The organism is Acidimicrobiales bacterium, from assembly GCA_022452145.1.
In the GTDB taxonomy this organism is placed as follows: Bacteria; Actinomycetota; Acidimicrobiia; order Acidimicrobiales; family MedAcidi-G1; genus UBA9410.
Window position 1 is genome coordinate 1 of the sequence record JAKURY010000023.1, and the last position, 26,504, is coordinate 26,504.

Here is a 26,504-nt window from a genome sequence, read left to right on the forward strand (position 1 = left end):
GGCACAAGGGAGCTTGACTGCGAGACCTACAAGTCGAGCAGGTGCGAAAGCAGGGCATAGTGATCCGGCGGTTGCGTGTGGAAGCGCCGTCGCTCAACGGATAAAAGGTACCCCGGGGATAACAGGCTTATCTTCCCCAAGAGTCCATATCGACGGGAAGGTTTGGCACCTCGATGTCGGCTCATCGCATCCTGGGGCTGAAGCAGGTCCCAAGGGTTGGGCTGTTCGCCCATTAAAGCGGTACGCGAGCTGGGTTTAGAACGTCGTGAGACAGTTCGGTCCCTATCCTCTGCAGCCGGAGGAGATTTGAGAAAGGCTGTCCCTAGTACGAGAGGACCGGGATGGACGTAGCTCTAGTGTGCCAGTTGTTCCGCCAGGAGCATGGCTGGTTGGCCACCTACGGAAGGGATAACCGCTGAAAGCATCTAAGTGGGAAGCCCGTTTCAAGATGAGATCTCCCACCGGGTTAACCGGGTAAGGCCCGTGGCAGAACACCACGTTGATAGGCCGGAGGTGTAAGTGCGGTAACGCATTCAGCCGACCGGTACTAATCGGCCGAGGGCTTGGTTACACATCGACAATCGTTGTCGATGTTCGTGTTCGCTGTGGAGTACTGGAGAGGCCCGTTGGCCGCTCTTGACAACAGAATCGTGTCCGTGCCGGTCCGCCGGCAGGGACGCAACCGGTTTTCGGTGGCTATGGCGGCGGGGTCACACCCGTTCCCATTCTGAACACGGCAGTTAAGCCCGCCAGCGCCGATGGTACTTGGGACGAGTGTCCCTGGGAGAGTAGGACGCCGCCGGATTTCGAACGCTGCGAGCGGGGCCTCAGGGCCCCGCTCGAGCGCGTTTTGGGGACGGTTCCTCCTGAGGCCACCCACCAAGGGCCCAGAGCCGGATTCCACGGTCGCCCGGTACCCAACCCGGTGACCGACGGCCACGAGGGCGGGGGTTGTGGGTCCGTCGGATCGCCGTCGGTCCCCACGGCGCTCCGACGCCCTACCGGTAGGGTCCACGCCCATGGCACCCCCGGCTGAAAGCGGTTCCCCGTCGCGCGGCGGTGATCGGTCCGGCCGCGGGGGGCGCGGTTCGGGCGGGCGGTCCGGTGGCGGTCGTGGTTCGGGCGGTCGTGACGGTGACCGGCGTGGTTCGGGCGGTCGTGGTTCGGGCGGTCGTGACGGTGACCGGCGTGGTTCGGGCGGGCGGTCCGGTGGCGGTCGTGACGGCCGGGATGGACGGGGTGACGACCGGCGGCCCAACCTTGACCGTCGTCGCCGGGCACCTGATTCGGCCGGCCCTTCCACCTGGGGTGGGGTGGCACGCCGTGGTGCCGGTCGGCTCGAGCGCGAGGAGTACGAGGACCGCCCCGAGCGCGCCGAGCTCACCGCCGAGCGGACCACCCGGCCTCGCCGCCCGGAACCTGACCGGTCCGACCGGCTCCGTACGGAGGCCGCCGAGGCGATCAGCCGGAGCGCGGCGGGACGTAGGCCGGAGCGTTCACCCCGGGCCCTGGCGAGGATCCCCCTTCCCGACACCCCGGTCCGACTGCCCGACGCCGACGTCCTGTTCCGTCGGGCGTTCGGGGACCGTGCCGGTGGCCGTGCCCTGGGGCGCCTCGAGGAGGCTGCCCGGGCATTCAGAGACGAGCGCTTCCAGGATGCTCGGAGGATTCTCAACCAACTCGTGGAGCGGGCGGACCAGGTACCCGAGGTGCTCGAGCTCCTGGGCCTGGTGCACTACCGGATGGGTCACTGGCGGGCCGGTGCGAAGCGACTGGAGGTCTTCCGGGAGTTGACCGGGAGCACCGAGCAGCATCCCGTGCTGGCCGACTGCCACCGTGCCCAGGGCCGGTGGGACGACGTGGACGCACTCTGGATAGAGCTCCGTGACGCCTCGCCCAGCGCATCGCTGGTGACTGAGGGTCGTCTGGTGGCCGCCGGAGCGATCGCTGACCAGGGTCGACTGGCCGAGGCGGTCCGCCTCCTGGAGAAGGGCTGGAAGATCCCATCCCGTCCACGGGACCACCACCTGCGACGGGCCTACGCCCTGGCCGACCTGTACGAGCGGTCGGGCGCCAACCCCCGGGCCAGGGAACTCTTCGCCTGGATACGGGGGCACGACGGCGGGTTCGCAGACGTCGCCGACCGGGTCCGCTCCCTGGCCTGAACCGGGGCCCATCGGGGCCGCCGGGCACCGGTTTAACGGGCCGCACGATCAGTGGGCGCGCCCCCTATGGTGAACCCGACCCATGGTCCCACGACCGCCCACCGCACGAGGAGCCATCAAGGTGGACATCGCATCCCTGCTCGGTGACGACGCCGCATACCTGCTCGACCACGTATCGACGACCATCGGCGCCGACCAGCTGACCACCCCCGGACCGGACTCGGTGAACGAGGTGTTCGGCCAGTCGGACCGCCCGCCCCAGGTCCTGCGCAACCTGCAGGCCCTGTTCGACCACGGCCGCCTCGCCGCGACCGGCCACGTGTCGATCCTCCCGGTGGACCAGGGCATCGAGCACTCGGCCGCGGCGTCGTTCGCTCCCAACCCGGCGTACTTCGACCCGGCCAACATCGTGGAGTTGGCCGTGGAGGGCGGCTGCAACGCGGTCGCCTCCACGTTCGGAGTGCTGGCCACCGTGTCACGTCGCTACGCCCACCGCATCCCGTTCATAGTCAAGGTCAACCACAACGAGTTGCTGACCTTCCCCAACAGTTTCGACCAGGTGATGTTCGGCTCGGTCACCCAGGCCCACGACCTGGGAGCGGCCGGTGTCGGTGCCACCATCTACTTCGGCTCCGAGGAGTCCACCCGCCAGATCCAGGAGGTGGGCGACGCCTTCGCCCACGCCCACGAACTGGGCATGTTCACCGTGCTGTGGTGCTACCTGCGCAACGCGGGCTTCAAGGTCGACGGCGTCGACCACCACGGTTCGGCCGACCTCACCGGCCAGGCCAACCACATCGGCGTCACCATCGGGGCTGACATCATCAAGCAGAAGCTCCCTGACACGAACGGCGGCTACAACGCCCTGCCCGGCTACGGCAAGACCCACCCGCTGGTCTACGACGAGCTGACGACCGACCATCCGATCGACCTCTGCCGTTGGCAGGTGGCCAACTGCTACATGGGACGGATCGGCCTGATCAACAGCGGTGGAGCGTCCTCGGGTGCCGGCGACATGGCCGAGGCCGTCCGCACGGCGGTCATCAACAAGCGGGCGGGTGGTATGGGCCTCATCAGCGGGCGCAAGGCCTTCCAACGGCCGATGGCAGAAGGAGTCGAGCTCCTGAACGCCATCCAGGACGTCTACCTCGACGACTCGATCACCCTGGCCTGAGGGGCCGGGTCGGCATCGGTGAGCAGGAGAAGCAGGACGGGGGTCGACGCGACGTGGCTGACGATGTGATCCTGGTCGACGAGCCGGCCAGCGGTGTGCGGCGGATCACGTTGAACCGCCCCGGCAAGCGCAACGCCCTGAACCATCCCCTGCGCGGCGCCATCCTCGAGGCGCTGGTCGCACACGACACGGACCCGGACGTGCGGGTGACGATCATCCGGGGCGCCGGTACCTGCTTCTCGGCCGGTTACGACCTGGGCGGTGGCAGCGACGGCCACGAGTTGCCGTTTCCCACCACCCCCGGTGAGGGGCAGTGGCCCCGCCACGTGGTCGACGGCTGGATGGGCATATGGGACCTGGCCAAGCCGGTCATAGCCCAGGTCCACGGCTGGTGCCTGGCCGGGGGGAGCGAGCTGGCCACCGGCTGCGACCTTGTCTACGTCGCCGAGGACGCCCGCATGGGGTACCCGGCCGTGCGGTTCGGCGTGCCTGACATGCACTTCCACGCCTGGTTCCTGGGGATGCGTCGGGCCATGGAGATGATGATCACCGGCGATGCCATCACCGGCGTCGAGGCGGTGGCAGAGGGCTGGGCCAACGCCGCCTTCCCCGTTGACGAGTTGGACGAAGCGGTGCTGGCGGTGGCCGGACGCGTGGCCGCGCTGCCGCCCGAGGTGGTGCAGCTCAACAAGCGGGCGGTGCACCGCCAGATGGAGTACATGGGGATGCGGGCCGGTCTCCGGGCGGGGACGGAACTCTGCGCCCTGGGTACCCACTCGGCGGCGATGGCCGACTTCCTGGAGAAGGCCCGCGGAGGGGGACTGACCGACGCCCTCCAGGCTCGTGACCAGCCCTTCGGCGACTACCGGACCTCCGAGGGCTGACGACCGCCGGCCGGTGTGACCGATACCACCGTCGGAGGCACCCCAGATGGTTATCCAGTCGGGGGCGCGCGGTTAGGGTCGGCAACGTGGCCCGGGTGGAGGAAGCGGCGTGACGGACATCGCAGACGCGGCCCTGGTGTCGGAGGTAGACGAGGTCATCATCCGGTTCGCCGGCGATTCGGGCGATGGCATGCAGCTCACCGGAGACCGGTTCACCAGCGCCAGCGCTATCTTCGGAAACGACCTCTCCACCCTGCCCGAGTACCCGGCCGAGATCAGGGCACCTGCCGGCACCATGGCCGGCGTCTCGGCCTTCCAGGTCCACATCTCGGACCACGACATCACGACCCCGGGCGATGCCCCGGACGTGCTGGTGGCGATGAACCCGGCGGCACTCAGGTCCGATCTCGGAACGCTGGTACCCGGCGGCACCCTCATCGTCAACAAGGACACCTTCGAGGAGCGGAACCTGGCAAAGGCCGGGTACGACCACAACCCGCTGGAGGGCGACGACCTGGCCGGCTACCAGGTGATCGAGGTGGCCATGACCACCATCACCAAGGACGCCTGCAAGGACCTCGGGGTGAAGCCTCGGGACGCCGACCGGTCCAAGAACTTCTTCGCCCTGGGCCTGGTCTCCTGGATGTACTCAAGGCCCGTGGAACCGACGCTGGACTGGATCGATGCCAAGTTCGCCGGCAGGGACCTGGTGATCGCGGCCAACAGGGCGGCGTTCAACGCCGGACACGCCTACGGCGAGACGGCCGAGCTGGGTGCGCAGCGTGTGGTCGTGAAGGCCGCCCCGCTGGAGCCGGGCACGTACACCAACGTCAATGGCAACACGGCCCTCTCCTGGGGTCTGGTTGCCGCCTCGCAACTCAGCGGCCTGCCCCTGTACCTGGGGTCGTATCCCATCACGCCTGCCACCGACATCCTCCACGAGCTGTCCAAGCACAAGGCATTCGGGGTCACCACGTTCCAGGCCGAGGACGAGATCGCCGCGGTGGGAGCGGCGATCGGCGCCTCCTACGGCGGTTCGCTGGGCGTCACCACCACGAGCGGTCCGGGCCTGGCGCTGAAGGGGGAGGCCATGGGCCTGGCTGTCAGCCTGGAGCTGCCGCTCATCGTCGTGGACATCCAGCGGGGCGGGCCGTCCACCGGGCTGCCGACCAAGACCGAGGCCGCCGACCTGATGATGGCCATGTACGGCCGCCACGGCGAGTCGCCGATGCCGATCGTGGCGGCACGCACGCCGTCGGACTGCTTCCACGTGGCCATCGAGGCGGCGCGTATCGCCCTGACCTACCACACTCCCGTACTGCTCCTCTCGGACGGCTACCTGGCCAACGGCTCCGAACCTTGGCGCCTGCCCGACGTGGCCGACCTGGAGCCCATCGAGGTGGAGTACGCCACCGAGTTCAACCAGACGAACGAGGACGGAGAGGGCGTCTTCTGGCCGTACCTCCGGGACGAGAACCTGGTTAGACCCATCGCCCTGCCCGGAACCCCGGAGCTCATGCACCGCATCGGCGGCATCGAGAAGGAGGACGGCAGCGGCAACGTCTCCTACGACCCGGACAACCACGAGCTGATGGTCCGCCTGCGGGACCGACGGATCGCCTCGATCCCGGTGCCCGACGTGGAGGTCGAGGGCGACGCCGATGCCGACCTGCTGGTGGTCGGGTGGGGTTCCACCTGGGGTGCCATCACCGGTGCTGTGCGACGGGTCCGGGCCGGTGGCCTCAAGGTGGCCAGCGCCCACCTCACCCACCTGTACCCGCTGCCGGCCAACCTCGGGGACCTGCTGGGTTCCTACGAGCGGGTTCTGGTGCCGGAGCTGAACCTGGGCCAGCTCGTGAGGATCCTGCGGGCCGAGTACCTGGTGGATGCCGAGCCGCTCACCAAGATGAAGGGCCAGCCGTTCACCGCCGGCGAGGTCCAGCACGCCATCCTGGAGCGCCTCGACAGCATGGGAGGAGGTCGATCGTGACCGACGTGCTCGACCCGGGGACCGAAGTCGAAGCCGACGCCGTCCCGGAGACCACCAGGGCCGACTGGTCCAGCGACCAGGAGGTCCGCTGGTGCCCGGGGTGCGGGGACTACTCGATCCTGACGGCCATGCAGCTGCTCATGCCGGAGTTGGGCGTCCGCAGGGAGAAGACGGTGTTCATATCGGGCATCGGATGCGCTGCCCGGTTCCCCTACTACATGAACACCTACGGGGTTCACACCATCCACGGCCGGGCTCCGGCGGTGGCCACCGGCCTGGCAATGGCCCGCCCGGACCTGGACGTCTGGGTCATCGGCGGCGACGGCGACATGCTCTCGATCGGCGGCAACCACCTCATCCACGCTCTTCGGCGCAACGTCAACCTGAACATCCTGCTGTTCAACAACCAGATCTACGGGCTGACGAAGGGCCAGTTCTCGCCGACCAGCCAGAAGGGCAAGGTGACCAAGTCGTCGCCCGTCGGCCTGGTGTCCCGTCCGTTCAACCCGATCAGCGTCGCCCTGGGAGCCGAGGCCACCTTCGTGGCCCGGACGCACGACATGGACCGCCGGCACATGCAGGAGGTGTTCCGCCGGGCCTACGAGCACGAGGGGTCGTCGTTCGTCGAGGTGCTCCAGAACTGCAACGTCTTCAACGACGGCGTGTTCTCGACCATCACCAAGAAGGACGTCCGGGACGACATGTTGATCGACCTGCACCACGGCAAGCCGATCCTGTTCGGCTCCGAGAAGCAGTACGGCGTGGCCCGTCGACCCGAGGGCGTGGTGATCGTCGAGGTGGCCGAGGTGGGGATCGAGTACATCCTCGTGCACGACGAGACCATCCGGAACCCGTCGACCGCCTTCTCGATCTCCCGGCTGGCCAAGACGCCGGCCACGCCCACCCCGATCGGTGTGTTCCGGGCCATCGACAGCGGCGAGTTCGGCAGGTCGGTGGCCGCCCAGATCCGCGAGGTCCAGGCCCAGATGGGAAGGGGCGACCTGGCGTCGCTGCTGCGCTCACAACCGACCTGGGAAGTCTGAGGCCCGCCGTCGCCCCTTCCGGCGACCGCTGACCCGCTAGCGACGAGATGGCCTGGGCGCTCGACCTGGACGGGGTCGTCTGGCGGGGGACCGACGGGATCCCCGGTTCCGCCGAGGCCGTCCGCCTCCTCCAGGATGCCGGAGAGCGGGTTCTCTTCGTGACCAACAATTCGGGTCGGCGCGTCGTCGACACCGAGGAGAAGTTGGCCGCCCTCGGGATCGACGCCATGGGGGGCGTGGTCACCTCCGGCATGGCGGCTGCGCGCCTCGTGGCGCCCGGCGAGCGGGTGCTGCCAATGTGCGGACCGGGTTGCCGCGAGGAGCTCGAGGCTAGGGGGGCCGAGGTGGTCGACGCCGGACCGGTAGAAACGGTGGTCGTGGGATTCCACGAGGACTTCGACTACCGGGGCCTGGCCGCCGGCATGAGGGCCGTGCTGGCCGGTGCGCGCATCCTGGCCACCAACGACGACGTGACCTTTCCGGCCCATGACGGCCTGCGGCCGGGGGCCGGGTCTCTGCTGGCCGCGTTGGTGGCCTCCACGGGCGCCACCCCGGAGACGGCCGGCAAGCCCTACGGGCCGATGTGCGACCTGGTGCGGGAGCTGGCAGGTGACGCCGGCGTCATGGTCGGCGACCGTCCTGACACCGACGGGCGCTTCGCCCGTGCCATGGGGTGGCGGTGGTCGCTGGTGCTGTCCGGGCTGATCGGACCCGAGGACCTTCCGGTGGATCCCGTACCCGACACCGTCCACGACGACCTGCTGGCCGCCGTTCGGGAGTGCCTGGGGTGAACGCCCGCCGACGCCTCGACCGGGAGCTGGTCCGACGTGGGCTGGTGCCGGGCCGCACCGTGGCCAGGGAGGTGATCGGGGCGGGTCGGGTGACCGTGGACGGGGCGCCGGCCGGCAAGCCGTCACGGCTGGTCTCGGCCGATGAGGCGGTGGTCGTCGCCGGCCCACCGCCCCGCTACGTGAGCCGGGGCGGTTCCAAGTTGGAGGCGGCCCTCTCGGGATTCGGCCTGGATCCCGACGGGCTGCGGGCCGTCGACGTCGGGTCCAGCACCGGTGGGTTCACCGACTGCCTCCTCCAGCACGGTGCGGCGTCGGTGGTGTCCGTCGACGTGGGGCGTGGCCAGCTCCACCAGAGGCTTCGCGACGACAAGCGGGTCATGGTGCACGAGCGAACCAACGTGAGGGGTGTCGACGGACCGTCCCTGGGTGCGCCGTTCGACCTGCTGGTGTCGGACCTGTCGTTCATCTCGTTGCGGACGGTGATGGCCGACCTGGTCGGGCTGGTGGCCGAGGGTTCCCCGATGGTGCTCCTGGCCAAGCCCCAGTTCGAGGCTGGAAGGGCCGAGGTGGACCGGGGGAGCGGGGTCGTCCGGGACCCGGCGGTGTGGGAGCGGGTGATTGTCGAGCTGGAACGGTCGGTTCGTGCCCACGGAGCGGCCATCATGGAGGGTATGGCCTCTCCCATCACCGGCGCCGACGGCAACGTGGAGTTCCTGCTCCACGTGCGGGCGGGCACGGCCGACGTGCATTTGCCCGCAGGGTTCGACCCGGCGGCCCTGGTGGCTTCCGTGGCAACCGGGGGTGGAGCCTGATGGCCGTCGTCCTGCTGGTCATCCACGAGGACCGTCCGGAGGCGGTGGCCCAGGCGGATTCCCTGGCTGCCACGTTGGCCGCCGACGGCCACACGGTGGTGCGTTCCGACGCCCCCGGCTTCGACGGGGGCGCAGTCGACGGCGAGCTGGACCTGGTGGTCAGCCTCGGCGGTGACGGGTCGATCCTACGGGCCGTCCACCTTCTGGACGGCAGGCCGGTACCCGTGCTGGGCGTGAACCACGGCGAGCTGGGTTACCTGACCACTGTCGAGCCCGACGAGGCAGGCGCTGCCGTCGGTCGGACGCTGGCCGGAGACCACGACATCGAGGAGCGCATGATGCTGCGCATCGAGGTCCGACGGGCCGACGGTTCTCCCCTGGTGGTCGACCATGCGCTGAACGAGGTCGTGTTGGCCAGGACGGCGGCCAGCCAGACGGTGCGGGTCGGCGTGTCGCTGGATGGCGAGTTCCTCACCTCGTATGCCGCCGATGGCCTGATCGCCGCCACGCCCACCGGTTCCACGGCGTACGCCTTCTCGGCCCGTGGACCCATCGTTGATCCGGTCCACCGGGCCATCCAGCTGACCCCCGTCTCCCCCCACATGCTCTTCGACCGGACCATGGTGCTGGACCCGTCGACCGAGGTCGGCATGGAGGTGCTGGGGCACCGGGAGGCCACCTGCTCGGTGGACGGCAGGGAGCTGGTCGTGCTGGGTGGGGGCGACACGGTGGTGTGCACTGTCGCCGATCGGATGGCCCGCCTGGTCACCTTCGGACCCCGTGACTTCAAGCACCTGCTGGTAACCAAGTTCGGCCTCGAGGACCGGTGATCGCCGGCGCTGTCACCGGCCGGTGGCAGGATGCCGCCATGATCCGGACCGCCCACGACCGGAACCACGGCGACCGTTCGCCGGGTTCGGCCCGACGGCGGGGCTGACCGGTGCTCGCCGAGCTCCGCATCACCGGCCTGGGCGTCATCGACGAGGTGGACGTGGTATTCGGTCAGGGGCTGACCGCTGTGACGGGCGAGACCGGGGCGGGCAAGACGATGCTCATGGGCGCCGTCGACCTCCTCCTGGGCGGGCGGGCCGACCCGTCCATCGTGCGACCGGGTGCTGCCGAGGCCGTCGTCGAGGGACGCTTCGTCGTAGGAGACGAAGAGGTCGTGCTCCGGCGGGTGGTGCCGGCCGACGGTCGCAGTCGCTCCTACGTGGACGGTCGCCTCGAGACGGCCGCATCGCTTGCCGAGCACGGGCGTCGTCTAGTGGACCTCCACGGACAGCATGCCCACCAGCGCCTCCTGGCGGCGGCGGCCCAGCGGGATGCTCTGGACCGGTTCGGAGCCGTCGACCTGGGCCCGCTGGCCGAGGCCGACCGGGAGCTGGCCACGATCGACGCCGAGATGACCGCACTGGGCGGAGACGAACGGGCCAGGGCCCGCGAGATCGACCTGCTCCGATTCCAGGTCTCGGAGTTGGATGCCGCCGGCCTGGTGGATGCCGGCGAGGACGACCGGCTGGCCGCGGAAGAGGCGCTGCTGGGCGACGCCGTGGCACACCGGGAGGCGGCCCTGGAGGCGTTGGCCCTCCTGGACGGTGACGGGCCGGCATCCGATTCCCTCGGGGCGGCGCTGGCAGAGTTGGGCGGTCGATCGCCGTTCGGGTCCCAGGTGGACCGCCTGGCCGGCCTGGTTGCCGAGCTGGGCGACCTGGCCGGCGAGCTCCGCCGGGTGGCCGAGGGCCTGGAGGAGGACCCGGTCCGGCTGGCAGCGGTGAGCGAGCGGCGGCGCCTGCTGGCCGAGCTCCGGCGGAAGTACGGCGAGCACCTCGCCTCGGTCATGGAGTACCACGCGGAGGCCGCAGCGCACCTCGCCGGCCTGGAGGACCATGAGGCGATCGCCGCAACGCTGGACGCCCGCAGGACGGCTGCCGTTGCCGCCCGGGCGGCTGCCGCCGCCACAGTCCGGGCGGCCCGGATACGGGCCGCTCCCGTCCTGGCCGCCCGGATCCAGGAGCACCTGCGCTCGTTGGCCATGGCCACGGCGACCGTTGAGGTCACGGTGGACGGCGAGGACGGTGCAGAGGTGGTGCTGTGCCTCTCTCCCAACTCGGGCACGCCGATGCTGCCGGTGGCAAGGGTGGCGTCGGGCGGCGAGCTGGCCCGGACGATGCTGGCCGTGGGCCTGGTGCTCACCGCCTCGCCGCCGGTGCAGGTGTTCGACGAGGTGGACGCCGGGGTGGGCGGGGCGGCCGCCCACCGGATCGGTGAGGCCCTGGCCGAGCTGGCCGGTGATCGCCAGGTTCTGGTCGTGACCCACCTCGCCCAGGTAGCCGCCTACGCCGACCAGCAGTTGGTGGTCGTCAAGACCGACGACGGCCGAAACACCGTGGCCACCGTGGCGGCGCTGGACGGCGAGGAGAGGGTGGTCGAGCTCTCCCGGATGTTGTCCGGGTCGCCGGAAAGCGACACGGCCCATGGCCATGCAGAGGAACTCCTGCAGGCCGCCCGTGGCCACGGGTCCTGACATCGACGATCCACGCCGGGGCCGGTCCGTCCTGGCGATCGCGTGACCCCCGACCGCCGGCCGGTTCCGCGCGCGTTCCCGGGACCCGGGATAGATTGAGCCCCCGTGACGAAACACATCTTCGTGACGGGCGGCGTGGCGAGTTCGCTCGGAAAGGGCCTCACCGCCGCCTCCCTCGGACGGCTCCTCAAGCAGCGTGGCCTCCGGGTAGTGATCCAGAAGTTGGATCCGTACATCAACGTCGACCCGGGCACCATGAACCCGTTCGAGCACGGCGAGGTCTTCGTGACCGACGACGGCGGCGAGACCGACCTCGACCTCGGGCACTACGAACGGTTCATCGACGAGAACCTGACGCGGGACTCCAACGCCACCACGGGCTCGATCTACTCGGCGGTCATCGCGGCCGAACGGCACGGTGAGTTCCTGGGAAAGACAGTCCAGGTCATCCCCCACATCACCGACGAGATCCAGCGGCGCATCCGGCGCCTCGCCGGCGACGACGTGGACGTCCTCATCACCGAGGTGGGAGGCACGGTCGGCGACATCGAGATCCTTCCGTTCCTCGAGGCCATCCGGCAGTTCCGCCTCGACGTGGGCGGTACGAACGTCTGCTACGTCCACGTGACCCTGGTGCCGTTCATCGGCCCGTCAGGCGAGCACAAGACGAAGCCCACCCAGCACTCGGTCACGGAGCTCCGGAGTGCCGGCATTCAGCCCGACGCCATCGTCTGCCGGAGCGACGAGCCGATCGGCGACGACCTGGAGAGGAAGATCTCCCGCCTGTCCAACGTGCCGTTCAACGGGGTGGTCAACTGCCCGGACGCCGAGAGCCTCTACGAGATCCCGCTGGTCATCCACGACGAGGGCCTGGACCAGTTCGTCTGCGACGCCCTGCACCTCATCACCGGCCCACCCGACCTGGCGGACTGGCGGGCCCTCAACGAGCGGTTGGCCGAGGCGACGACGCCGGTTCGCATCGGCCTCATCGGCAAGTACGTGCGCCTGGTCGACGCCTACCTGTCGGTGGTCGAGTCGCTCAAGCACGGCGGGATCCACCACGGGGCCGACGTCCAGATCGACTGGATCCAGGCCGAGGACGTGGAGGGCCTGCTGGGCGAGAACCGCCTGAGGGACCTGGACGGCATCGTCATCCCGGGCGGCTTCGGCGAACGGGGGGTGGAGGGCAAGATCGCCGCCGCCGGGTACGCCAGGGAGAACGACATCCCGTGCCTCGGCCTCTGCCTGGGACTGCAGTGCATGACCGTCGAGTACGCACGCAACGTCCTGGGCCTGGAACGGGCGCATTCCAGCGAGTTCGACCCGTCGTCGCCCCACCCTGTGATCGACCTGATGGATTCCCAGCGGGACGTGACCGACATGGGCGGCACCATGCGCCTGGGCGCCTACGTGGCCCAGCTCCAGCCCGGCTCACAGGTGGCCGGTATCTACGGCGCCGACGTCGTGTCGGAGCGGCATCGCCACCGCTACGAGTTCAACCCCCGCTACCGGGCCCGGTTCGAGGAGTCCGGCTTCGCGTGCTCAGGCGAGTCCCCCGACGGCCGGCTCGTGGAGTTCATCGAGTTGGAGGGCCACCCGTTCTGGATCGGCACTCAGGCCCATCCGGAGTTCAAGAGCCGGCCCGACCGTCCGGCACCGTTGTTCCGGTCCTTCATAGGCGCAGCCCTGGAACGCGCCGCCGGCCGGAACCCGCAGCTGATCCCTGTCGACGTCGAAGCCGCCGGCTGAGGCTGGTCCCTCGTGGGCCACGGGTTCACAAAGACCGGCGAGAGGGTCCTGCACGAGGGCTACGTGATCACGCTGGCCACCGCCACCTTCGAGGGCCCGGCGGGCGAGGTGATGGAGCGAGACGTCGTGCACCACCCTGGGGCGGTGGCCGTGGTGGCAGTCGACGGAGGCGAGGTCGTCCTGGTACGCCAGTACCGGCCGGTGATGGAGCGCGAGATGTTGGAGATCCCGGCGGGAAAGCTGGACGTTCCCGGCGAGGACCGGCAGGCCGCCGCCCGCCGTGAGCTGGTGGAGGAGGCCGGGCTGTACGCCCGCTACCTCGTCGAGATGGGTCGGTTCCACAACTCGATCGGCTTCTGCGACGAGGAGACCACGATCTTCCTGGCGACGGACCTGGAGCCGGTGGCCTCGGAGGCGGTCAGCGTCGAGGAGAGCTACCTGACCGTGGAGCGGGTTCTGCTGGACGACGTCGAGGCGATGATCGTCGACGGCGCCATCACGGATGCCAAGACGGTGATCGGCCTCCTGCAGGTGCTGCGCAGGCTGGGACGCTGAAGGTGCGCCGATCCGGGCGCCTGCACCGCATCGGGCACCTTGTCCGGAGGTTCTTCGGGTCGCTGCGGCCCGGTGGGCCCTCGCCGGCCGACGAGGCATGGGTGGCGGGGTTGCTGCGGGCCGGTGAGCTGGACCTCTGGCGGCGGATGTCCGATGCCGACCGTCGCCACGCCGTGGGGGTCGCCCGGCGGGTCGAGTCGGTCCTGGGGGGACCTGATGGCCCGGAACTCGTCGCGGTGGCGGTTGGTGGCGTCGCACCGCTGCTGGCTGCCGCCCTGCTCCACGACGTGGGCAAGGTCAGGTGCGGCCTCGGTACCTTCGGCCGGGTGGTGGCAACGCTGCTGGGGGCGGTCGCATCGGGCCGGACGGCTGGTTGGTCGGACCGGGGAGGGGCACGGGGTCGCATCGGCCTGTACCTCCGTCACCCGGAGGAGGGAGCCGCCCTGCTGTCCGAGGCTGGAAGCGATCCGCTCACGGTGGCCTGGGCCACCGAGCACCACCGTCCACCGGACCGCTGGACGGTGGACCGCCGCCTCGCCGACGTGCTCCACGCCGCCGACGACGACTGAGGTCCGGTCCGTCGTAGGTCCGGACCGCCGGGTTCAGCGGGGGAGGAGCCCCAGGTTAGACCGCATCCGATCGAGGGTGGCCGAGGCCACGGTGCGGGCCTTGTCCGCTCCCAGGGCCAGCAGGCGACCGGTTTCGGCCGGGTCGGCGGCCAGCTCGTGGTAGCGGGCCTGGACGGGACGCAGCAGCTCGATCACCGCCTCGGCGGTGGCGTCCTTAAGGTCGCCGTAGCGCTCCAGGCCGTCCGCGGCCGCCTCCGGTCCACGGTTGGTGGCCGCTCCCATGATGGACAGCAGGTTGGACACGCCGGGCTTCTGGACCGGGTCGTAGCGGACCTCGCCGTCGCTGTCGGTCACGGCCCGCCTGAACTTCTTCCGGATGGCCGACGGTTCGTCGAGCAGCAGGATGGTGCCCTGGGCGCCGTCCTCGGACTTCGACATCTTGCTGCCTGGATGCTGGAGGTCCATGATCCTGGCGCCGGCCGGTGGTATGACCGCCTCGGGCACCACGAAGGTGTCGCCGTAGCGGCTGTTGAAGCGCATCGCGATGTCCCTGGTCAACTCGATGTGCTGGCGCTGGTCCTCGCCCACCGGCACCTGGTCGGTGTCGTACAGCAGGATGTCGGACGCCTGCAGGGCCGGGTAGGTGAACAGGCCGCCGGACACGAAGTCGGTGCCCTCGGACTTGTCCTTGAACTGGGTCATCCTCCGCAGCTCGCCGAAGGACGCTGTGCACTCCATCACCCAGGCGCACTCGGTGTGCTCGGGTACGTGCCCCTGCACGAACAGGGTGCAGCGTTCCGGGTCGAGGCCGCTGGCGATCAGCAGCTGGGCCAGCGACAGGGTGGCGGCCCGTAGTTCCGTCGGGTCGTGGCGCACGGTCAGGGCGTGGAGGTCGACCACGCAGTACACGGCATCCGCCTCGTCCTGCATGGTGACCCAGTTGCGTAGTGCGCCCAGCAGGTTGCCTAGGTGGACGGACCCTGTGGGCTTGATGCCGGAGAAGACGCGTGCCATGGCCGGTCAGGGTACCGGTGCGGCCCCGGTCAGACGGGATGGGCGGTACGCAGGCCGCCGGCGGGAATGCACCGCGTGGTCGCCGAGACTCCCTAGGGTCGGGCCGGTGAGCGTCACCGTCACCACCTCCGTGTACGAGGGGCCCTTCGACCTGCTGCTGAACCTCATCCTGAAGGAGGAGGTCGACCTCTACGAGGTCTCCCTGTCGGCCATCGTCGACGCCTACCTGGCCGAGTTGGAGAGCCTCCAGTCGTGCGACCTGGAGGCTGCGACCGAGTTCCTCCTGATCGCCTCGATCCTCGTCGAGCTCAAGACCCGCCGCCTGCTTCCCACCCACGGGCGGGCCGACCCCGACGACGAGTTCGGACTCTGGGAGGAGCGGGACCTCCTGCTGGCCCGGCTGCTGGAGTGCAAGACCTTCAAGGACGCAGCGGTGTCGCTGAAGCGCATGGCCGCCGAGGCGTCCCGTTCCCGGCCGCGACGCGCCGGACTCGAGGACCGCTTCATGCACCTGGCGCCCGACATCCTCGACGGCATCACCACCGACCAACTGCGGGCCGCCTACATGGCGGCCATGACGCCCCGGCAGTCGGTGCACGTCGACACCGACACGATCGCCCCCATCCGGATCAGCGTCGCCGACGCCGTTGCCGAGCTGGTGGACGAGCTTCCCCGAAGCGGCACGGTCACGTTCCGGCACCTGACGCGGAGCCTGAGCGACCGGATCGAGATCGTCGTCTGGTTCCTGGCCGTCCTGGAGCTCTACAAGCAGGGCGTGGTGGAGTTGGACCAGTTGGACAGCTTCGGCGACATCCACGTGGGCTGGCGTCCCGGGGCCGAGCCGGGCGAAGTCGACCTGATCGACGCCTACGAGGGCTGACGGGTGGACGGCGAGACCCCGGTCGGGTCCGAGGGGGCCGGCGTCGACGACGAGGCCCGGCGGGCCGTGGAGGCCATCCTCATGGTCGCCGTGGACCCCGTGCCGCCGAACCTGCTGGCCCAGCTGATGGAGCTGCCCACCAGACAGGTCGAGGCGATCTGCGACGGCCTGGCCGAGGAGTACGAGGCACAGGGAAGAGGATTCGCCGTCGTCCGGGTGGGCGGCGGCTACAGGTTCCAGAGCCATCCGGACCAGGCGCCGTGGGTGGAGCGCTTCGTCGTGGAGGGCCACAGCAGTCGGCTGACGGCAGCGGCGCTGGAGACGCTGGCCATCGTGGCCTACAAGCAGCCGATCTCGCGGGCACAGGTCTCGGCCATACGCGGCGTCGACGTCGACGGCGTGATCCGCCTCCTGCAGCAGCGCGGCTTCGTCTACGAGGTCTCCCGGGACCCCGGTCCGGGCAATGCCATCTTCTTCGGCACCACGCAGGAGTTCCTGGAGCGGATGGGGCTGGACGGCCTGGCGCAACTTCCGCCGCTGGCGGACTTCGTACCCGGACCGGAGGTGGTGGAGGCCCTGGAGCAGGGACTCCGCGCCGATCCCGGGCAGGACGCCGCCGGCCTGGTCGCCGACGAGGGTCCACCCGTCGTCGTGGAAGCCGAGGAGCTGGCTCCTCCGGAGGGCTGACCGGTGGCCGTCCCGTCCGACGAGGGCGAGCGGCTCCAGAAGGTGCTGGCCCGTGTCGGCATCGGAAGCCGGCGGGTCTGCGAGGACCTCATAGCCGAGGGTCGGGTCACGGTCGACGGCGAGGTAGCCGTGCTGGGCCGCAGGGTCGACGTGGAGACGGCGCTTATCGAGTTGGACGGTGCGCCCATAGGCGTGAGGCCCGACCTCGTGCACTACCTCCTGAACAAGCCCGCCGGCGTGGTCACGACGGCCGACGATCCACAGGGTCGGCCCACGGTGGTCGGGTTGGTGCCGGCCGAGCCACGGGTGTTCCCGGTGGGGCGCCTCGACGTCGACACCGAGGGGCTCCTGCTGCTGACCAACGACGGGGAGCTGGCCCACCGGCTGACCCACCCGTCCTTCGGGGTGGAAAAGGAGTACGTCGCCGAACTGGAGGGCTCCCCGTCGCGGGCAGCCCTGCGGCGGCTGCGGGAGGGCGTCGAGCTGGACGACGGGACGACCGCCCCTGCCCGGGCCGCCCTCCTGGAACCGTCGGTGGTGCGCCTGACCGTCCACGAGGGCAGGAACCGGCAGGTGCGGCGCATGTGCGATGCCGTCGGCCACCCGGTGGTGCGCCTCATCCGGACCCGCATAGGGCCGTTGGCCGACCGCTCCCTGGCCCCCGGCGCCTGGCGGGAGCTGACCGGCGACGAGGTCAGGTCCCTGCAGCGTGCCGTGGCCGGTCCCGGGTCAGGTGCCGGGGCCTGATCGCAGCTGGCGCCGGCGCCGGAACTCCGACCGATCGGCCGATGGGTGACCGGTAGCATCGTGTCCCATGGCGACCCCCGATCCCGTCGCTCCGGCGCGGCCGAAGAGATGACCGCCGGCACGGCCCGGAGGGCCACAGTCGTGGGCGTCGGCCTCATCGGCGGATCCATCGGCATGGGGCTGCGGGCCCGGGGATGGCACGTCCACGGGGTGGACACCGACGGGGACCACCTGGCCCGGGCCGTGGCCCTGGGTGCCGTGGACGCCACCGGATGGGATCCCAGTGCCGAGCTGACCTTCGTAGCCACCCCCGTGGGCCACCTGGTCGAGGCGGTCACCGAGGCGCTGGCCGCCGCTCCTGACGGCCTGGTCACCGACGTGGGGAGCGTCAAGGCCCCCGTGGTCGCAGCCGTGGGCGATGACCGGTTCATCGGGGGCCACCCGATGGCCGGCTCCGAGCAGGAGGGGGTCGAGGGCGCCGATCCCGAGATGTTCGCTGACGCCATCTGGGTGCTGACCCCGACCGACGGCACCGCCGGGGATGCCCTGGCCCGCGTGCGGTCAGTGGTCTCCTCGCTGGGGGCCGAGATCCTGACCCTTCCACCCGAGCGCCACGATTCGCTGGTGGCCCTGGTGTCCCACGTGCCGCACCTGACGGCGGCCACGCTCATGGGCATAGCCGCCGCCCGCTCCGAGGAGCACTCTGCGGTGCTGCGCCTGGCGGCCGGTGGGTTCCGGGACATGACCCGGGTGGCCGCAGGCCACCCGGGCATCTGGCCAGACATCTGCCGCGAGAACGCCACGGCCATCGACGGTGTCCTGGACGACCTGATCGGGGCGCTCACCGCGGTGCGGGCCGAGGTCTCCGGTGGCGACCGGGACGGCCTGCTGCGGCGCCTCGAGACCGCCAGGACCGCACGCGTGAGCCTCCCCACGGGTGCCCCCCGCCCGTCCGAGCTGGCCGAGGTCAGGGTGCCGGTGCTCGACCAGCAGGGTGAGCTGGCCTCCATCACCCTCCTGGCCACCGACCTGGACGTGAACATCTACGACCTGGAGATCGCCCACTCGGCCGAGGGCGACCGGGGCGTGGTGCTCCTGATCGTGGAGTCCGACATGGTCGAGCGACTCAAGGGCGGGCTGATGGCCAAGGGCTACCGGCCCACCTCGGCGCCGCTCGCGTGAGCCTGTCGTGGATCCCGTGAGCCCCGTGGTCGAACGGTCGGGCGGATCCACTGTCGTGCAACCGGGTGGCCCCCTGGTCGGTCGTCTCAGGGTGCCTGGCGACAAGTCCATCTCCCACCGGGTGCTGATGCTGGCGGCGCTGGCCGACGGGACGTCGACGGTGCGGGGCCTCAGCGACGGCGGGGACGTGGCGTGCACCCGTCGGATCGTCGAGGCCCTCGGCGCCGGGGTGGTCGACGTGGACGACGACACGATCAGCGTCCGGGGTGGAAGCCTGGGAGCGGTCGACCATCCGTTGGACGTCGGCAACTCCGGAACGGGGATCCGCCTGCTGGCCGGCCTGCTGGCCGGCCTGCCCTTTCGGTCGGTGCTGGACGGCGACGCGTCGATCCGGCGGCGACCCATGGACCGGGTCCTGGAGCCCCTCGGCCTCATGGGCGCAACGGTGGCCGGCCATGACGGCCTGGCCCTCGCACCGCTGGACATCCGGGGCGGAGGCCTCCGGGGCATCGAGTACAGGCTGCCGGTGGCCAGCGCCCAGGTGAAGGGCTGCGTCCTGTTCGCCGGGCTGTCGGCCGACGGGCCGACAACCGTGGTCGAGGACCGGCCCAGCCGGGCCCACACCGAAGAGCTCATGGCGGCCTTCGGCATCAGGCTGGCCAGCGAGGCCGATGGCGATCTGACCCGGGTGACGCTGCAGCCGGGTCGGCCGTCGGCGTTCGACCACGACGTGGCCGGCGACCCCTCGCAGGCGGCCTTCTGGGCCGTGGCCGCCTCGATAGTTCCCGGGTCCGAGGTCGTGGTCGGCAACGTCTACGCCGGTCCCGCCCGGTCGGGATTCATCGATGTGCTGAAGCGCATGGGCGCAGACATCTCCCACGATCCGGCCACCGGCGACCTGATGGTGCGCCACGCAGGCCTGACCGGCACGGTGGTGACGGTCGACGAGGTGCCCGGCCTGGTCGACGAGGTGCCGATCCTGGCGGTGGCAGCGGCGTGTGCCGAGGGCGAGACCACCTTTGATGGCGTCGGCGAGCTTCGGGTCAAGGAGAGCGACCGCCTGGCCACCGTGGAGTCCGAGCTGGGCCGGATGGGCGCCGACGTCCGGGTCGACGGAGACACCCTGGTGGTCCGTGGGAGCGCCCTGAGAGGAACCGAGGTGGACTCCCACCACGACCACCGGATCGCCATGGCGTGCGCGGTGGCGGCCCTCGTGGCCGACGGCCCGATGACCGTCGACGGCTGGGATGCGGTGGCCACCAGCTACCCGGGGTTCGCCGACGACCTGGACCTCCTCCGGGAAGGGGCCTGAGCCCGTGGCCCACCGGGTGATCGCCATCGACGGCCCCGCCGGGTCGGGCAAGTCGACCGTGGCGCGCGGCGTGGCCGACCGCCTGGGCCTGGAGTACCTGGACACCGGGGCCATGTACCGGGGGGTGGCGTTCGCCGTGCTGCGCAGGGGCGTCGATCCGGACGATGTCCCAGCGGTCGCCGACGTGGCCCGCCTGGTGGTCCTGGACGTGACCCGATCGGCATGCATGGTGGACGGCGAGGATGCCTCGACGGCCATCCGCGGTCACGAGGTGACCGTGGCGGTGACCGCCGTGGCGGCCAACCCGGAGGTCAGGGCCGAGATGGTGGCCCGCCAGCGGGCCTGGGTGGAGGAGCGCGGAGGTGGCGTGATGGAGGGACGCGACATCGGCTCGGTCGTCTTCCCGGACGCCGAGCTGAAGGTCCACCTGGTCGCCTCGCCCGAGGTCCGTGCACGCCGACGGGCAGCCGAGACGCAGGGCCTGGACGTTGACGCCGTTGCGGCCGACATCGAACGCCGGGACGTGGCCGACTCCAGTCGGACCGCCAGCCCGCTGGTGGAGGCCTCCGGTGCCGAGGTCATCGACACCTCGGACCTGACGATCCCCGAGATCGTGGATGCCATCGTCGGGCTGCTGTCGTGAGCGGCGACCTGGGCCGACGCATGTCGGCGTTGGATCGGGTGGCCTACCGGTTCTTCTGGTCGCTGCTCTGGTTGGCGTGCAAGGCGTGGTTCCGATTCCGCGTCGTCGGAAAGCAGAACCTCCCGGCCGAGGAGGCGTACATCCTGGCGCCGGTCCACCGGTCGTACCTGGACACGCCGGTGGGTGGCATGGTGACGGCCCGGCGCCAGCGGTTCCTGGGCAAGGAGTCGCTCTGGCGGAACCGTGCCGCCGGGCGGTTCCTGACGATCGTCGGGGGGTTTCCGGTGGAGCGTGGGACCGCGGACCGTGCTGCGCTGCGTGCATGCCAGGAGGTCCTGGAACGCGGCGAGCCGATGGTGATGTTCCCCGAGGGCACCCGCCAGCACGGTCCGGTCGTGGATCCCGACCTGATGCACGCCGGGCCGGCATTCGTTGCCGCCCGGGCCGGGGTTCCGATTGTGCCGCTGGGCATCGCCGGCACCGACCACGCCATGCCCGGTGGTTCGATGCTCATCCGACCGGTCAGGGTGGTGATGGTGGTCGGCGAGCCGATCCGGCCGCCGGAGGTGGACGGGAGGATCCCCCGGCGGATGGTGGACGAGCTCACGGAGCGTCTACGGGTCGGCCTGCAGGGGTGCTTCGACGAGGCGCAGCGCCTGGCCGGGCGGCCCGCACTGCCGGTTCCGGAAACGGGCGCGTCGGACGACTGAGGGCCGACCGCTCAGCCGACCGGGCGGAGCCGATCCAGGGCTGTCAGGGCGTTCGACGCGTCGATGGCCCGGTCGTCGAGGTTGCCCGACGGCGGGGGTGCGCCGAATCCCAGCCCGGCAAAGGTCCGGATGGACTGCAGCAGGTCGCGGAGGTTGCGTGGCGGCGGGAAGTACTCGTCTTCGTCGGTGTGGCGGACCGTCTCGACACCGTCGCGCGGTGCCAGGGCCTCGACGACGGCTGCCACCACCTCTTCGGGCGCCGACGCACCGGCGGTGACGCCGATAGTGCCGACCAGGTCGTCGGGGAGCTCCTCGGCCCGGTTGATCCAGACGACCCGGTCGCATCCGGCCTCGGTGGCCAACTCCACCAGGGCTCGGGTGTTGGAGCTGTTCGTAGAGCCGATCACCACCACGGCATCGCAACGGTCGACCAGGTCCAGGAGGGCTCCCTGCCGGTTGGTGGTGGCGAAGCACAGGTCGCTGCGGCCGGCCGACCAGAGGTTGGGCCAGCGCTCCGCCGCGGCGTCCACCACCCCGCCCCAGTCCCTGTGGCTGAGGGTGGTCTGGGCCAGGATGGCGACGTGATCTCCCAGGTCGGGTAGCGCCTGGAGGTCCTGCGGATGCTCGACCCGGTGGACGGCATCGGGGGCCACGGCGATGGTGCCCTCGGCCTCCTCGTGCCCGGCGTGGCCGACGTAGACGATCTGGTAGCCCTTGTCGACCCGGGTCCTGACCTCGTGGTGGACCTTGGTGACCAGCGGGCAGACCGCGTCGACCGTGTAGCCGCCCACCTCACGGGCCCGGCGTACCACCTCGGGAGCCGAACCGTGGGCCGAGAGCATCAGCGGCGCACCGGCCGGGACGTCGGCGATGTCGTCCACGAAGACCACGCCGAGGGCCTCGAAGCGCTCCACCACCAGCTTGTTGTGGACGATCTCGTGGTAGCAGTAGACGGGCTCGTCGAAGGCCCGGACCAGCCACGTGAGGGCCTTTATGGCCATCTCCACGCCTGCGCAGAAGCCGCGTGGCTCGGCCAACAGCACCCGGTCGACCCGCCCGGAGGCCTCGGAAGGCGACGTGGCGGATGGCATGCCGGGACCCTACCGGGTGCTTCCATCGACGTCGGTAGCCTTAGGGCCATGTCGACCCCCGTGGTCGTCGCCGTCGCCGCCGGATCGCCCGCTGAACGGGCCGGTGTCGTGCCCGGCGACCGGATCCTGAGCATCAACGACCGCGTGCCGCGCGACGTCATCGAGTACCAGCTGCTCGTCGACGAGCCGTCGGTGGCCCTGGCGCTGGACTCCGGCGGCATCCAGCGCGACGTCGAGGTGGAGAAGCTCGCCGGCAGCCCCCTGGGCGTCGAGGTGGACAGCGCCCTGTTCGACCGGGTCCGCACGTGCGACAACCACTGCGAGTTCTGCTTCATCTACCAGCTGCCGCCTGGGCTGCGCCGGAGCCTCTACGTGAAGGACGACGACTACCGCCTGTCGTTCCTCTACGGGAACTTCACGACCCTGACCCGGTTCACCGAGGCCGACCTGGAGCGGGTGCTGTCCGAGGGCCTCAGCCCGCTGTACGTCAGCATCCACGCCACCGACCCGGACAAGCGCACCGAGATGCTGCGCAACCGGCGGGGTGCCACGAGCCTGAGGTGGCTGCGGGCGCTGCTGGACCACGGCATCACCGTGCACGGCCAGGTGGTGGTGTGTCCCGGCCTCAACGACGGCCTCTGGCTGGAGGACACGCTGGCCGGCGTGGCCGACAGGTTCGATGACCTGGCCAGCCTCTGCGTGGTGCCCCTCGGGGTGAGCCGCTACACCGACGAGGTCCGCATGCGTGCCCACACCGTCGACGAGGCCCGGGCAGTGGTGGACGTCGTGGAGGCGTGGCAGGAGCGCTTCCTGGCCGCCCTGGGGCGACGGATGGTGTTCGCCGCCGACGAGTACTACCTGCTTGCCGGTCGACCCTTCCCACCGGTGGAGCACTACGACGGCTTCGAGATGCTGGAGGACGGCATCGGCATGGCACGGGCGTTCGAGCAGGAGTTCACCGGAGCCGCAGGTGGGCGGGAGCGCACCCCGGGATTCTTCCAGTCGGTGGACGGCGCTCCGGCGCTCGGCTACCGGGCTCCGCGGACCGGAGCCGGCCATGAGGGGTCTGGTTGCGGCGTCGGGATCTCCGTCGGCGGGCCGGTGTCCTCGGGTGCCGATACCGGTGCCGGACCTGGGGGAGTCACGACGGCCACGGCGGTCAGCCTGGGAGCGGGGATCCGCCCGTCCCGCAGCGCCCCGGTGGCGGTGCTCACCGGAGAGCTGGGCGCACCCATCCTGACCCCGCTGGTCGAGTCCACCGGTCGGGCCGACGTCCGGGTGCTGGCGGTGGAGAACCGCTTCTTCGGGGGCAACGTGGGCGTCACCGGCCTCATGGTCGGCGAGGACGTGGCGCGGGTGCTGGCAGGCCAGCCGACCGGGCACCGCTACCTGCTGCCGGACGTTTGCCTCAGCAACGGGCGGTTCCTGGACGGCGTGGAGCCCGACGACCTGCCACACGCGGTCGAGGTGGTGGCCACCGATGGTGCGTCGTTGCGCCGTGCCCTTTCGACCGCGGGGTCGGGTCGATGAAGCAGATCGTGGCCATCGTGGGTCGGCCCAACGTGGGCAAGTCGACGCTGATGAACAGGATTCTGGGTCGCCGCGAGGCGATCGTGGAGGAGCGACCCGGCGTCACACGGGACCGCAAGGAGGTCGAGGCGTCCTGGCAGGGTCGGGAGTTCACGCTCGTCGACACCGGCGGTTGGATCGGCGCCGGCGACTCCCTGGACGAGAAGGTCAGCCGCCAGAGCGAGCGGGCCATGAGCGAGGCCGACGTCGTGCTGTTCGTGGTGGATTCCACGGTCGGGGTGACCGAGGACGATGCACGGGTGGCGGCACTCCTGCGGGGCACCGACGCCCCGGTGATCGTGGTGGCCAACAAGGTCGACGACCGGGTACACGAGGCGTCGATCTGGGAGCTGATGTCTCTCGGCCTCGGCGAGCCGGCGCCGGTGAGCGCCCTGCACGGTCGGGGAGCCGGCGACCTGCTGGACCGTCTGGTTGATGCACTTCCAGAGCAGGTCGACGAGGTCTCCGACGACGTGGAGTCCGGCGGCGGCGACCCCCGGGTGGTGGGCGTGACCCTGGTGGGACGTCCGAACGTCGGGAAGTCGACGCTGTTCAACCGGCTCACCGGCGAGGAGCGTGCGGTGGTCCACGACCGCCCCGGTACGACGCGCGACACGGTCGACACCGTCGTGGAGACGCCGTCCGGGCCGGTCCGCTTCATCGACACGGCAGGCATGCGGCGCAAGGCGCGCATCGACGAGAGGACCGAGTACTACTCGCTGGTCCGGGCCCTGAAGGCCGTGGACACAGCCGACGTGGCGCTGCTCGTCATCGACTCCACCCAGGGCGTGACCCACCAGGACCAGCGCCTGGCAGAGCGCGTCGACGCCGCCGGATGCCCGATCGTGGTGCTGCTGAACAAGTGGGACCTGTGCGACGCCGAGCAGCGGGAGGACGTCTCGATCCAGGTCGGCGACAAGCTGCACTTCGTGGGGGGGGCCCCGGTCATCCGCATCAGCGCCCTCAGCGGGAAGAACGTGCAGCGCCTCTGGCCGGCCCTGGAGGACACCATCAGGGACTACCAGACGAGGATCCCGACCCGGCGGGTGAACGACGTGATCCGGGCCGCGCAGTCGGCCCAGCCGGCGCCTGCCGGCGTGCGGATCCTGTACGCCACCCAGGGGGCCACCGACCCGCCGACCTTCACGCTGTTCGCCAACCGGGAGGTGCCGCGTACGTGGTTGCGCTACCTGGAGCGGCGCCTGCGCGAGGACCTGGAACTCGGGTCTACGCCCATCAAGCTGCGGGTGCGTCGCCGGTCGGAGTGACCGACGCCCGTACGACGGGCCCACGACTACGCTGAACGGGCATGCGGACGCCCGTCCTGACCCTCCTGGGCATCATCTGCCTCGCCGCCGCCCTGAGTTGGGCGCGCTCGGCACGCCACCGCTACCGGCTGGTGGGCCGTATCGATCCCGAGGCCGCGCCCGATGCCTACACGCTGGCGTGGTCGACGTTCCGCAAGGAGTTCCACTCGGCGTCCCTTTACGGGTTGCTGGCTCTCGCATCTTTCGTGAATGCCGTTACGGAGGGCGCCGGTGGTGCCCTGGTGTTCTCGCTGGTGGCGATTCCCGCTCTGGTGTCGACGGCCTGGGCCCGGCACGCCGTGCGGGAGGCCCGCATTGCCCGCCAGAGCATCGACATCGAGCGGCGGGCCCAGGAGGCCCTCGAGCAGGAGGACCTGGCGCCCAAGGCGTGGGCGGGCCGCTTGGCCCCCGAGGAGCTCCCCGAGTTCTCGGGGTTCGAGGTGGGGCGTGTGTACCAGGCGGGTACGGGCCTCATGGCAGGCGACTTCTTCGACGTGTTCAAGGCTTCTCCCACGAGGCTGGCCGCTGTGATCGGCGACGTCGTCGGGCACGGCATCGAGGCCTCGATCACCGCCTTCCAGGCCAAGTACCTGTTGCGGACGTTCCTTCGCCAGTTCCGGGATCCGGCCCAGGCCCTGGAGGAGCTGAACCGTCAGATGTCGTCGGTGGAGCGGTCCGAGGAGTTCATCTCGCTTGTGGTGCTGGTCTTCGACACCGAGGCCGAGACGATGCGCTACGCCTCGGCCGGGCATCCGGCGACCTTCCTCTGGCACGAGCGGGAGGTGCGCCCGCTGCGGTCCACCGGTCCGCTCCTGATGCTGGACCCGACCGGGTCCTACTTCAGCCGGGAGGTCCCGCTGGCCCGCGACGACATGGCCGTCATGTACACCGACGGGCTGACCGAGGCCCGCAACGGCGACCAGCAGTTCGGTGAGGAACGCGTCGGCGACGCCGTCCGGCGGAACCCGGGCATCTCGCCGGGGGTGCTGTGCAAGCAGCTGCTGGACTCGGCCAACGACTTCAGCCTCGGGGCTGTGCAGGACGACCTGGCAATCCTGGCGATCCGCAAGCTCTGATAGCCGGACCGGGACGGGTGTGGCGCCGTG

At 70.4% G+C, this 26,504-nt stretch carries 24 protein-coding genes and 2 rRNA genes; 24 read left to right on the forward strand and 2 right to left on the reverse strand.

Annotated elements, in window-relative coordinates; translation table 11 throughout:
- The 14 genes from MK177_08555 to MK177_08620 all read left to right on the forward strand — a co-directional run.
- Positions 1-571, forward strand: a 23S ribosomal RNA gene (locus MK177_08555); the annotation flags it as partial.
- Between the two features lie 117 nt (positions 572-688).
- Positions 689-805, forward strand: a 5S ribosomal RNA gene (gene rrf / locus MK177_08560).
- Between the two features lie 508 nt (positions 806-1,313).
- A complete protein-coding gene (locus MK177_08565; GenBank protein MCH2427366.1) occupies positions 1,314-2,165 on the forward strand; it encodes a hypothetical protein in 852 nt (283 codons plus the stop codon).
- A 121-nt stretch (positions 2,166-2,286) separates the two neighbouring features.
- Entirely contained in the window at positions 2,287-3,339 is a 1,053-nt protein-coding gene (locus MK177_08570; GenBank protein MCH2427367.1) for a class I fructose-bisphosphate aldolase, read from the forward strand.
- A 53-nt stretch (positions 3,340-3,392) separates the two neighbouring features.
- Positions 3,393-4,223 carry an enoyl-CoA hydratase-related protein gene (locus MK177_08575; GenBank protein MCH2427368.1) on the forward strand — a complete coding sequence of 277 codons (831 nt, stop codon included), beginning with the start codon at positions 3,393-3,395 and terminating at the stop codon, positions 4,221-4,223.
- 109 nt (positions 4,224-4,332) lie between these two features.
- Positions 4,333-6,213: a 2-oxoacid:acceptor oxidoreductase subunit alpha gene (locus MK177_08580; protein MCH2427369.1), complete on the forward strand. Its 1,881-nt coding sequence runs from the start codon at positions 4,333-4,335 to the stop codon at positions 6,211-6,213.
- Positions 6,210-7,256, forward strand: a complete 1,047-nt coding sequence (locus MK177_08585; protein ID MCH2427370.1) for a 2-oxoacid:ferredoxin oxidoreductase subunit beta — start codon at positions 6,210-6,212, stop codon at positions 7,254-7,256. Before MK177_08580 ends, MK177_08585 begins: the two co-directional genes overlap by 4 nt.
- Positions 7,257-7,303: 47 nt before the next feature.
- A complete protein-coding gene (locus MK177_08590; protein ID MCH2427371.1) occupies positions 7,304-8,047 on the forward strand; it encodes an HAD-IIA family hydrolase in 744 nt (247 codons plus the stop codon).
- Positions 8,044-8,859 carry a TlyA family RNA methyltransferase gene (locus MK177_08595; protein ID MCH2427372.1) on the forward strand — a complete coding sequence of 272 codons (816 nt, stop codon included), beginning with the start codon at positions 8,044-8,046 and terminating at the stop codon, positions 8,857-8,859. The genes MK177_08590 and MK177_08595 overlap by 4 nt, the downstream gene beginning before the upstream one ends.
- Positions 8,859-9,689, forward strand: a complete 831-nt coding sequence (locus tag MK177_08600; GenBank protein ID MCH2427373.1) for an NAD(+)/NADH kinase — start codon at positions 8,859-8,861, stop codon at positions 9,687-9,689. The genes MK177_08595 and MK177_08600 overlap by 1 nt, the downstream gene beginning before the upstream one ends.
- A 110-nt stretch (positions 9,690-9,799) precedes the next feature.
- Positions 9,800-11,383: a DNA repair protein RecN gene (locus MK177_08605; GenBank protein MCH2427374.1), complete on the forward strand. Its 1,584-nt coding sequence runs from the start codon at positions 9,800-9,802 to the stop codon at positions 11,381-11,383.
- Positions 11,384-11,488: 105 nt separating this feature from the next.
- On the forward strand, positions 11,489-13,132 hold the full coding sequence (locus tag MK177_08610) for a CTP synthase (GenBank protein MCH2427375.1): 1,644 nt from the start codon (positions 11,489-11,491) through the stop codon (positions 13,130-13,132).
- Between the two features lie 111 nt (positions 13,133-13,243).
- Positions 13,244-13,687, forward strand: a complete 444-nt coding sequence (locus MK177_08615) for an NUDIX hydrolase (GenBank protein MCH2427376.1) — start codon at positions 13,244-13,246, stop codon at positions 13,685-13,687.
- A 2-nt stretch (positions 13,688-13,689) separates the two neighbouring features.
- A complete protein-coding gene (locus MK177_08620) occupies positions 13,690-14,256 on the forward strand; it encodes a hypothetical protein (protein ID MCH2427377.1) in 567 nt (188 codons plus the stop codon).
- Between the two features lie 33 nt (positions 14,257-14,289).
- Here MK177_08620 and trpS read toward each other — a convergent pair whose 3' ends face one another.
- Entirely contained in the window at positions 14,290-15,270 is a 981-nt protein-coding gene (gene trpS / locus MK177_08625) for a tryptophan--tRNA ligase (GenBank protein ID MCH2427378.1), read from the reverse strand.
- A 106-nt stretch (positions 15,271-15,376) separates the two neighbouring features.
- On the opposite strand from trpS, the gene MK177_08630 reads away from it, so the two are divergent.
- Genes MK177_08630 through MK177_08660 form a run of 7 tightly spaced genes read left to right on the forward strand, consistent with a single transcriptional unit; the run spans position 15,377 to position 21,431 of the window.
- Positions 15,377-16,150 (forward strand): segregation/condensation protein A, encoded by a 774-nt coding sequence (locus MK177_08630; protein ID MCH2427379.1) that lies wholly within the window; start codon positions 15,377-15,379, stop codon positions 16,148-16,150.
- A 3-nt stretch (positions 16,151-16,153) separates the two neighbouring features.
- A complete protein-coding gene (gene scpB, locus MK177_08635) occupies positions 16,154-16,837 on the forward strand; it encodes an SMC-Scp complex subunit ScpB (protein MCH2427380.1) in 684 nt (227 codons plus the stop codon).
- Positions 16,838-16,840: 3 nt separating this feature from the next.
- A complete protein-coding gene (locus tag MK177_08640; protein MCH2427381.1) occupies positions 16,841-17,584 on the forward strand; it encodes an rRNA pseudouridine synthase in 744 nt (247 codons plus the stop codon).
- A gap of 45 nt (positions 17,585-17,629) precedes the next feature.
- Positions 17,630-18,766 (forward strand): prephenate dehydrogenase/arogenate dehydrogenase family protein, encoded by a 1,137-nt coding sequence (locus MK177_08645; protein MCH2427382.1) that lies wholly within the window; start codon positions 17,630-17,632, stop codon positions 18,764-18,766.
- 25 nt (positions 18,767-18,791) lie between these two features.
- Positions 18,792-20,078 carry a 3-phosphoshikimate 1-carboxyvinyltransferase gene (gene aroA, locus MK177_08650; GenBank protein ID MCH2427383.1) on the forward strand — a complete coding sequence of 429 codons (1,287 nt, stop codon included), beginning with the start codon at positions 18,792-18,794 and terminating at the stop codon, positions 20,076-20,078.
- 4 nt (positions 20,079-20,082) lie between these two features.
- Positions 20,083-20,721 carry a (d)CMP kinase gene (cmk, locus tag MK177_08655; GenBank protein MCH2427384.1) on the forward strand — a complete coding sequence of 213 codons (639 nt, stop codon included), beginning with the start codon at positions 20,083-20,085 and terminating at the stop codon, positions 20,719-20,721.
- Positions 20,718-21,431 (forward strand): 1-acyl-sn-glycerol-3-phosphate acyltransferase, encoded by a 714-nt coding sequence (locus tag MK177_08660; protein MCH2427385.1) that lies wholly within the window; start codon positions 20,718-20,720, stop codon positions 21,429-21,431. Before cmk ends, MK177_08660 begins: the two co-directional genes overlap by 4 nt.
- A gap of 11 nt (positions 21,432-21,442) precedes the next feature.
- Here MK177_08660 and ispH read toward each other — a convergent pair whose 3' ends face one another.
- A complete protein-coding gene (ispH, locus tag MK177_08665) occupies positions 21,443-22,522 on the reverse strand; it encodes a 4-hydroxy-3-methylbut-2-enyl diphosphate reductase (GenBank protein ID MCH2427386.1) in 1,080 nt (359 codons plus the stop codon).
- A gap of 48 nt (positions 22,523-22,570) precedes the next feature.
- Between ispH and MK177_08670 the strand changes: the two genes are divergently transcribed.
- The 3 genes from MK177_08670 to MK177_08680 are packed head-to-tail and all read left to right on the forward strand — an operon-like array spanning position 22,571 to position 26,474.
- A complete protein-coding gene (locus tag MK177_08670; GenBank protein ID MCH2427387.1) occupies positions 22,571-24,052 on the forward strand; it encodes a DUF512 domain-containing protein in 1,482 nt (493 codons plus the stop codon).
- A complete protein-coding gene (der, locus tag MK177_08675) occupies positions 24,049-25,359 on the forward strand; it encodes a ribosome biogenesis GTPase Der (GenBank protein MCH2427388.1) in 1,311 nt (436 codons plus the stop codon). Before MK177_08670 ends, der begins: the two co-directional genes overlap by 4 nt.
- A 41-nt stretch (positions 25,360-25,400) precedes the next feature.
- The gene (locus tag MK177_08680; GenBank protein MCH2427389.1) at positions 25,401-26,474 is read left to right on the forward strand and encodes a serine/threonine-protein phosphatase; all 1,074 of its coding nucleotides are present in this window, start codon (positions 25,401-25,403) and stop codon (positions 26,472-26,474) included.
- Positions 26,475-26,504: the final 30 nt, after the last annotated feature.

Bases quoted from the DNA above. Each gene is read 5' to 3' on its own strand.
- MK177_08670 (MCH2427387.1), top strand. From the start codon at position 22,571: ATGTCGACCCCCGTGGTCGTCGCCGTCGCCGCCGGATCGCCCGCTGAA.
- MK177_08615 (MCH2427376.1), top strand. From the start codon at position 13,244: ATGGAGCGAGACGTCGTGCACCACCCTGGGGCGGTGGCCGTGGTGGCA.
- MK177_08590 (MCH2427371.1), top strand. From the start codon at position 7,304: ATGGCCTGGGCGCTCGACCTGGACGGGGTCGTCTGGCGGGGGACCGAC.
- MK177_08600 (MCH2427373.1), top strand. From the start codon at position 8,859: ATGGCCGTCGTCCTGCTGGTCATCCACGAGGACCGTCCGGAGGCGGTG.
- MK177_08680 (MCH2427389.1), top strand. From the start codon at position 25,401: ATGCGGACGCCCGTCCTGACCCTCCTGGGCATCATCTGCCTCGCCGCC.
- trpS (MCH2427378.1), bottom strand. From the start codon at position 15,270: ATGGCACGCGTCTTCTCCGGCATCAAGCCCACAGGGTCCGTCCACCTA.
- ispH (MCH2427386.1), bottom strand. From the start codon at position 22,522: ATGCCATCCGCCACGTCGCCTTCCGAGGCCTCCGGGCGGGTCGACCGG.
- der (MCH2427388.1), top strand. From the start codon at position 24,049: ATGAAGCAGATCGTGGCCATCGTGGGTCGGCCCAACGTGGGCAAGTCG.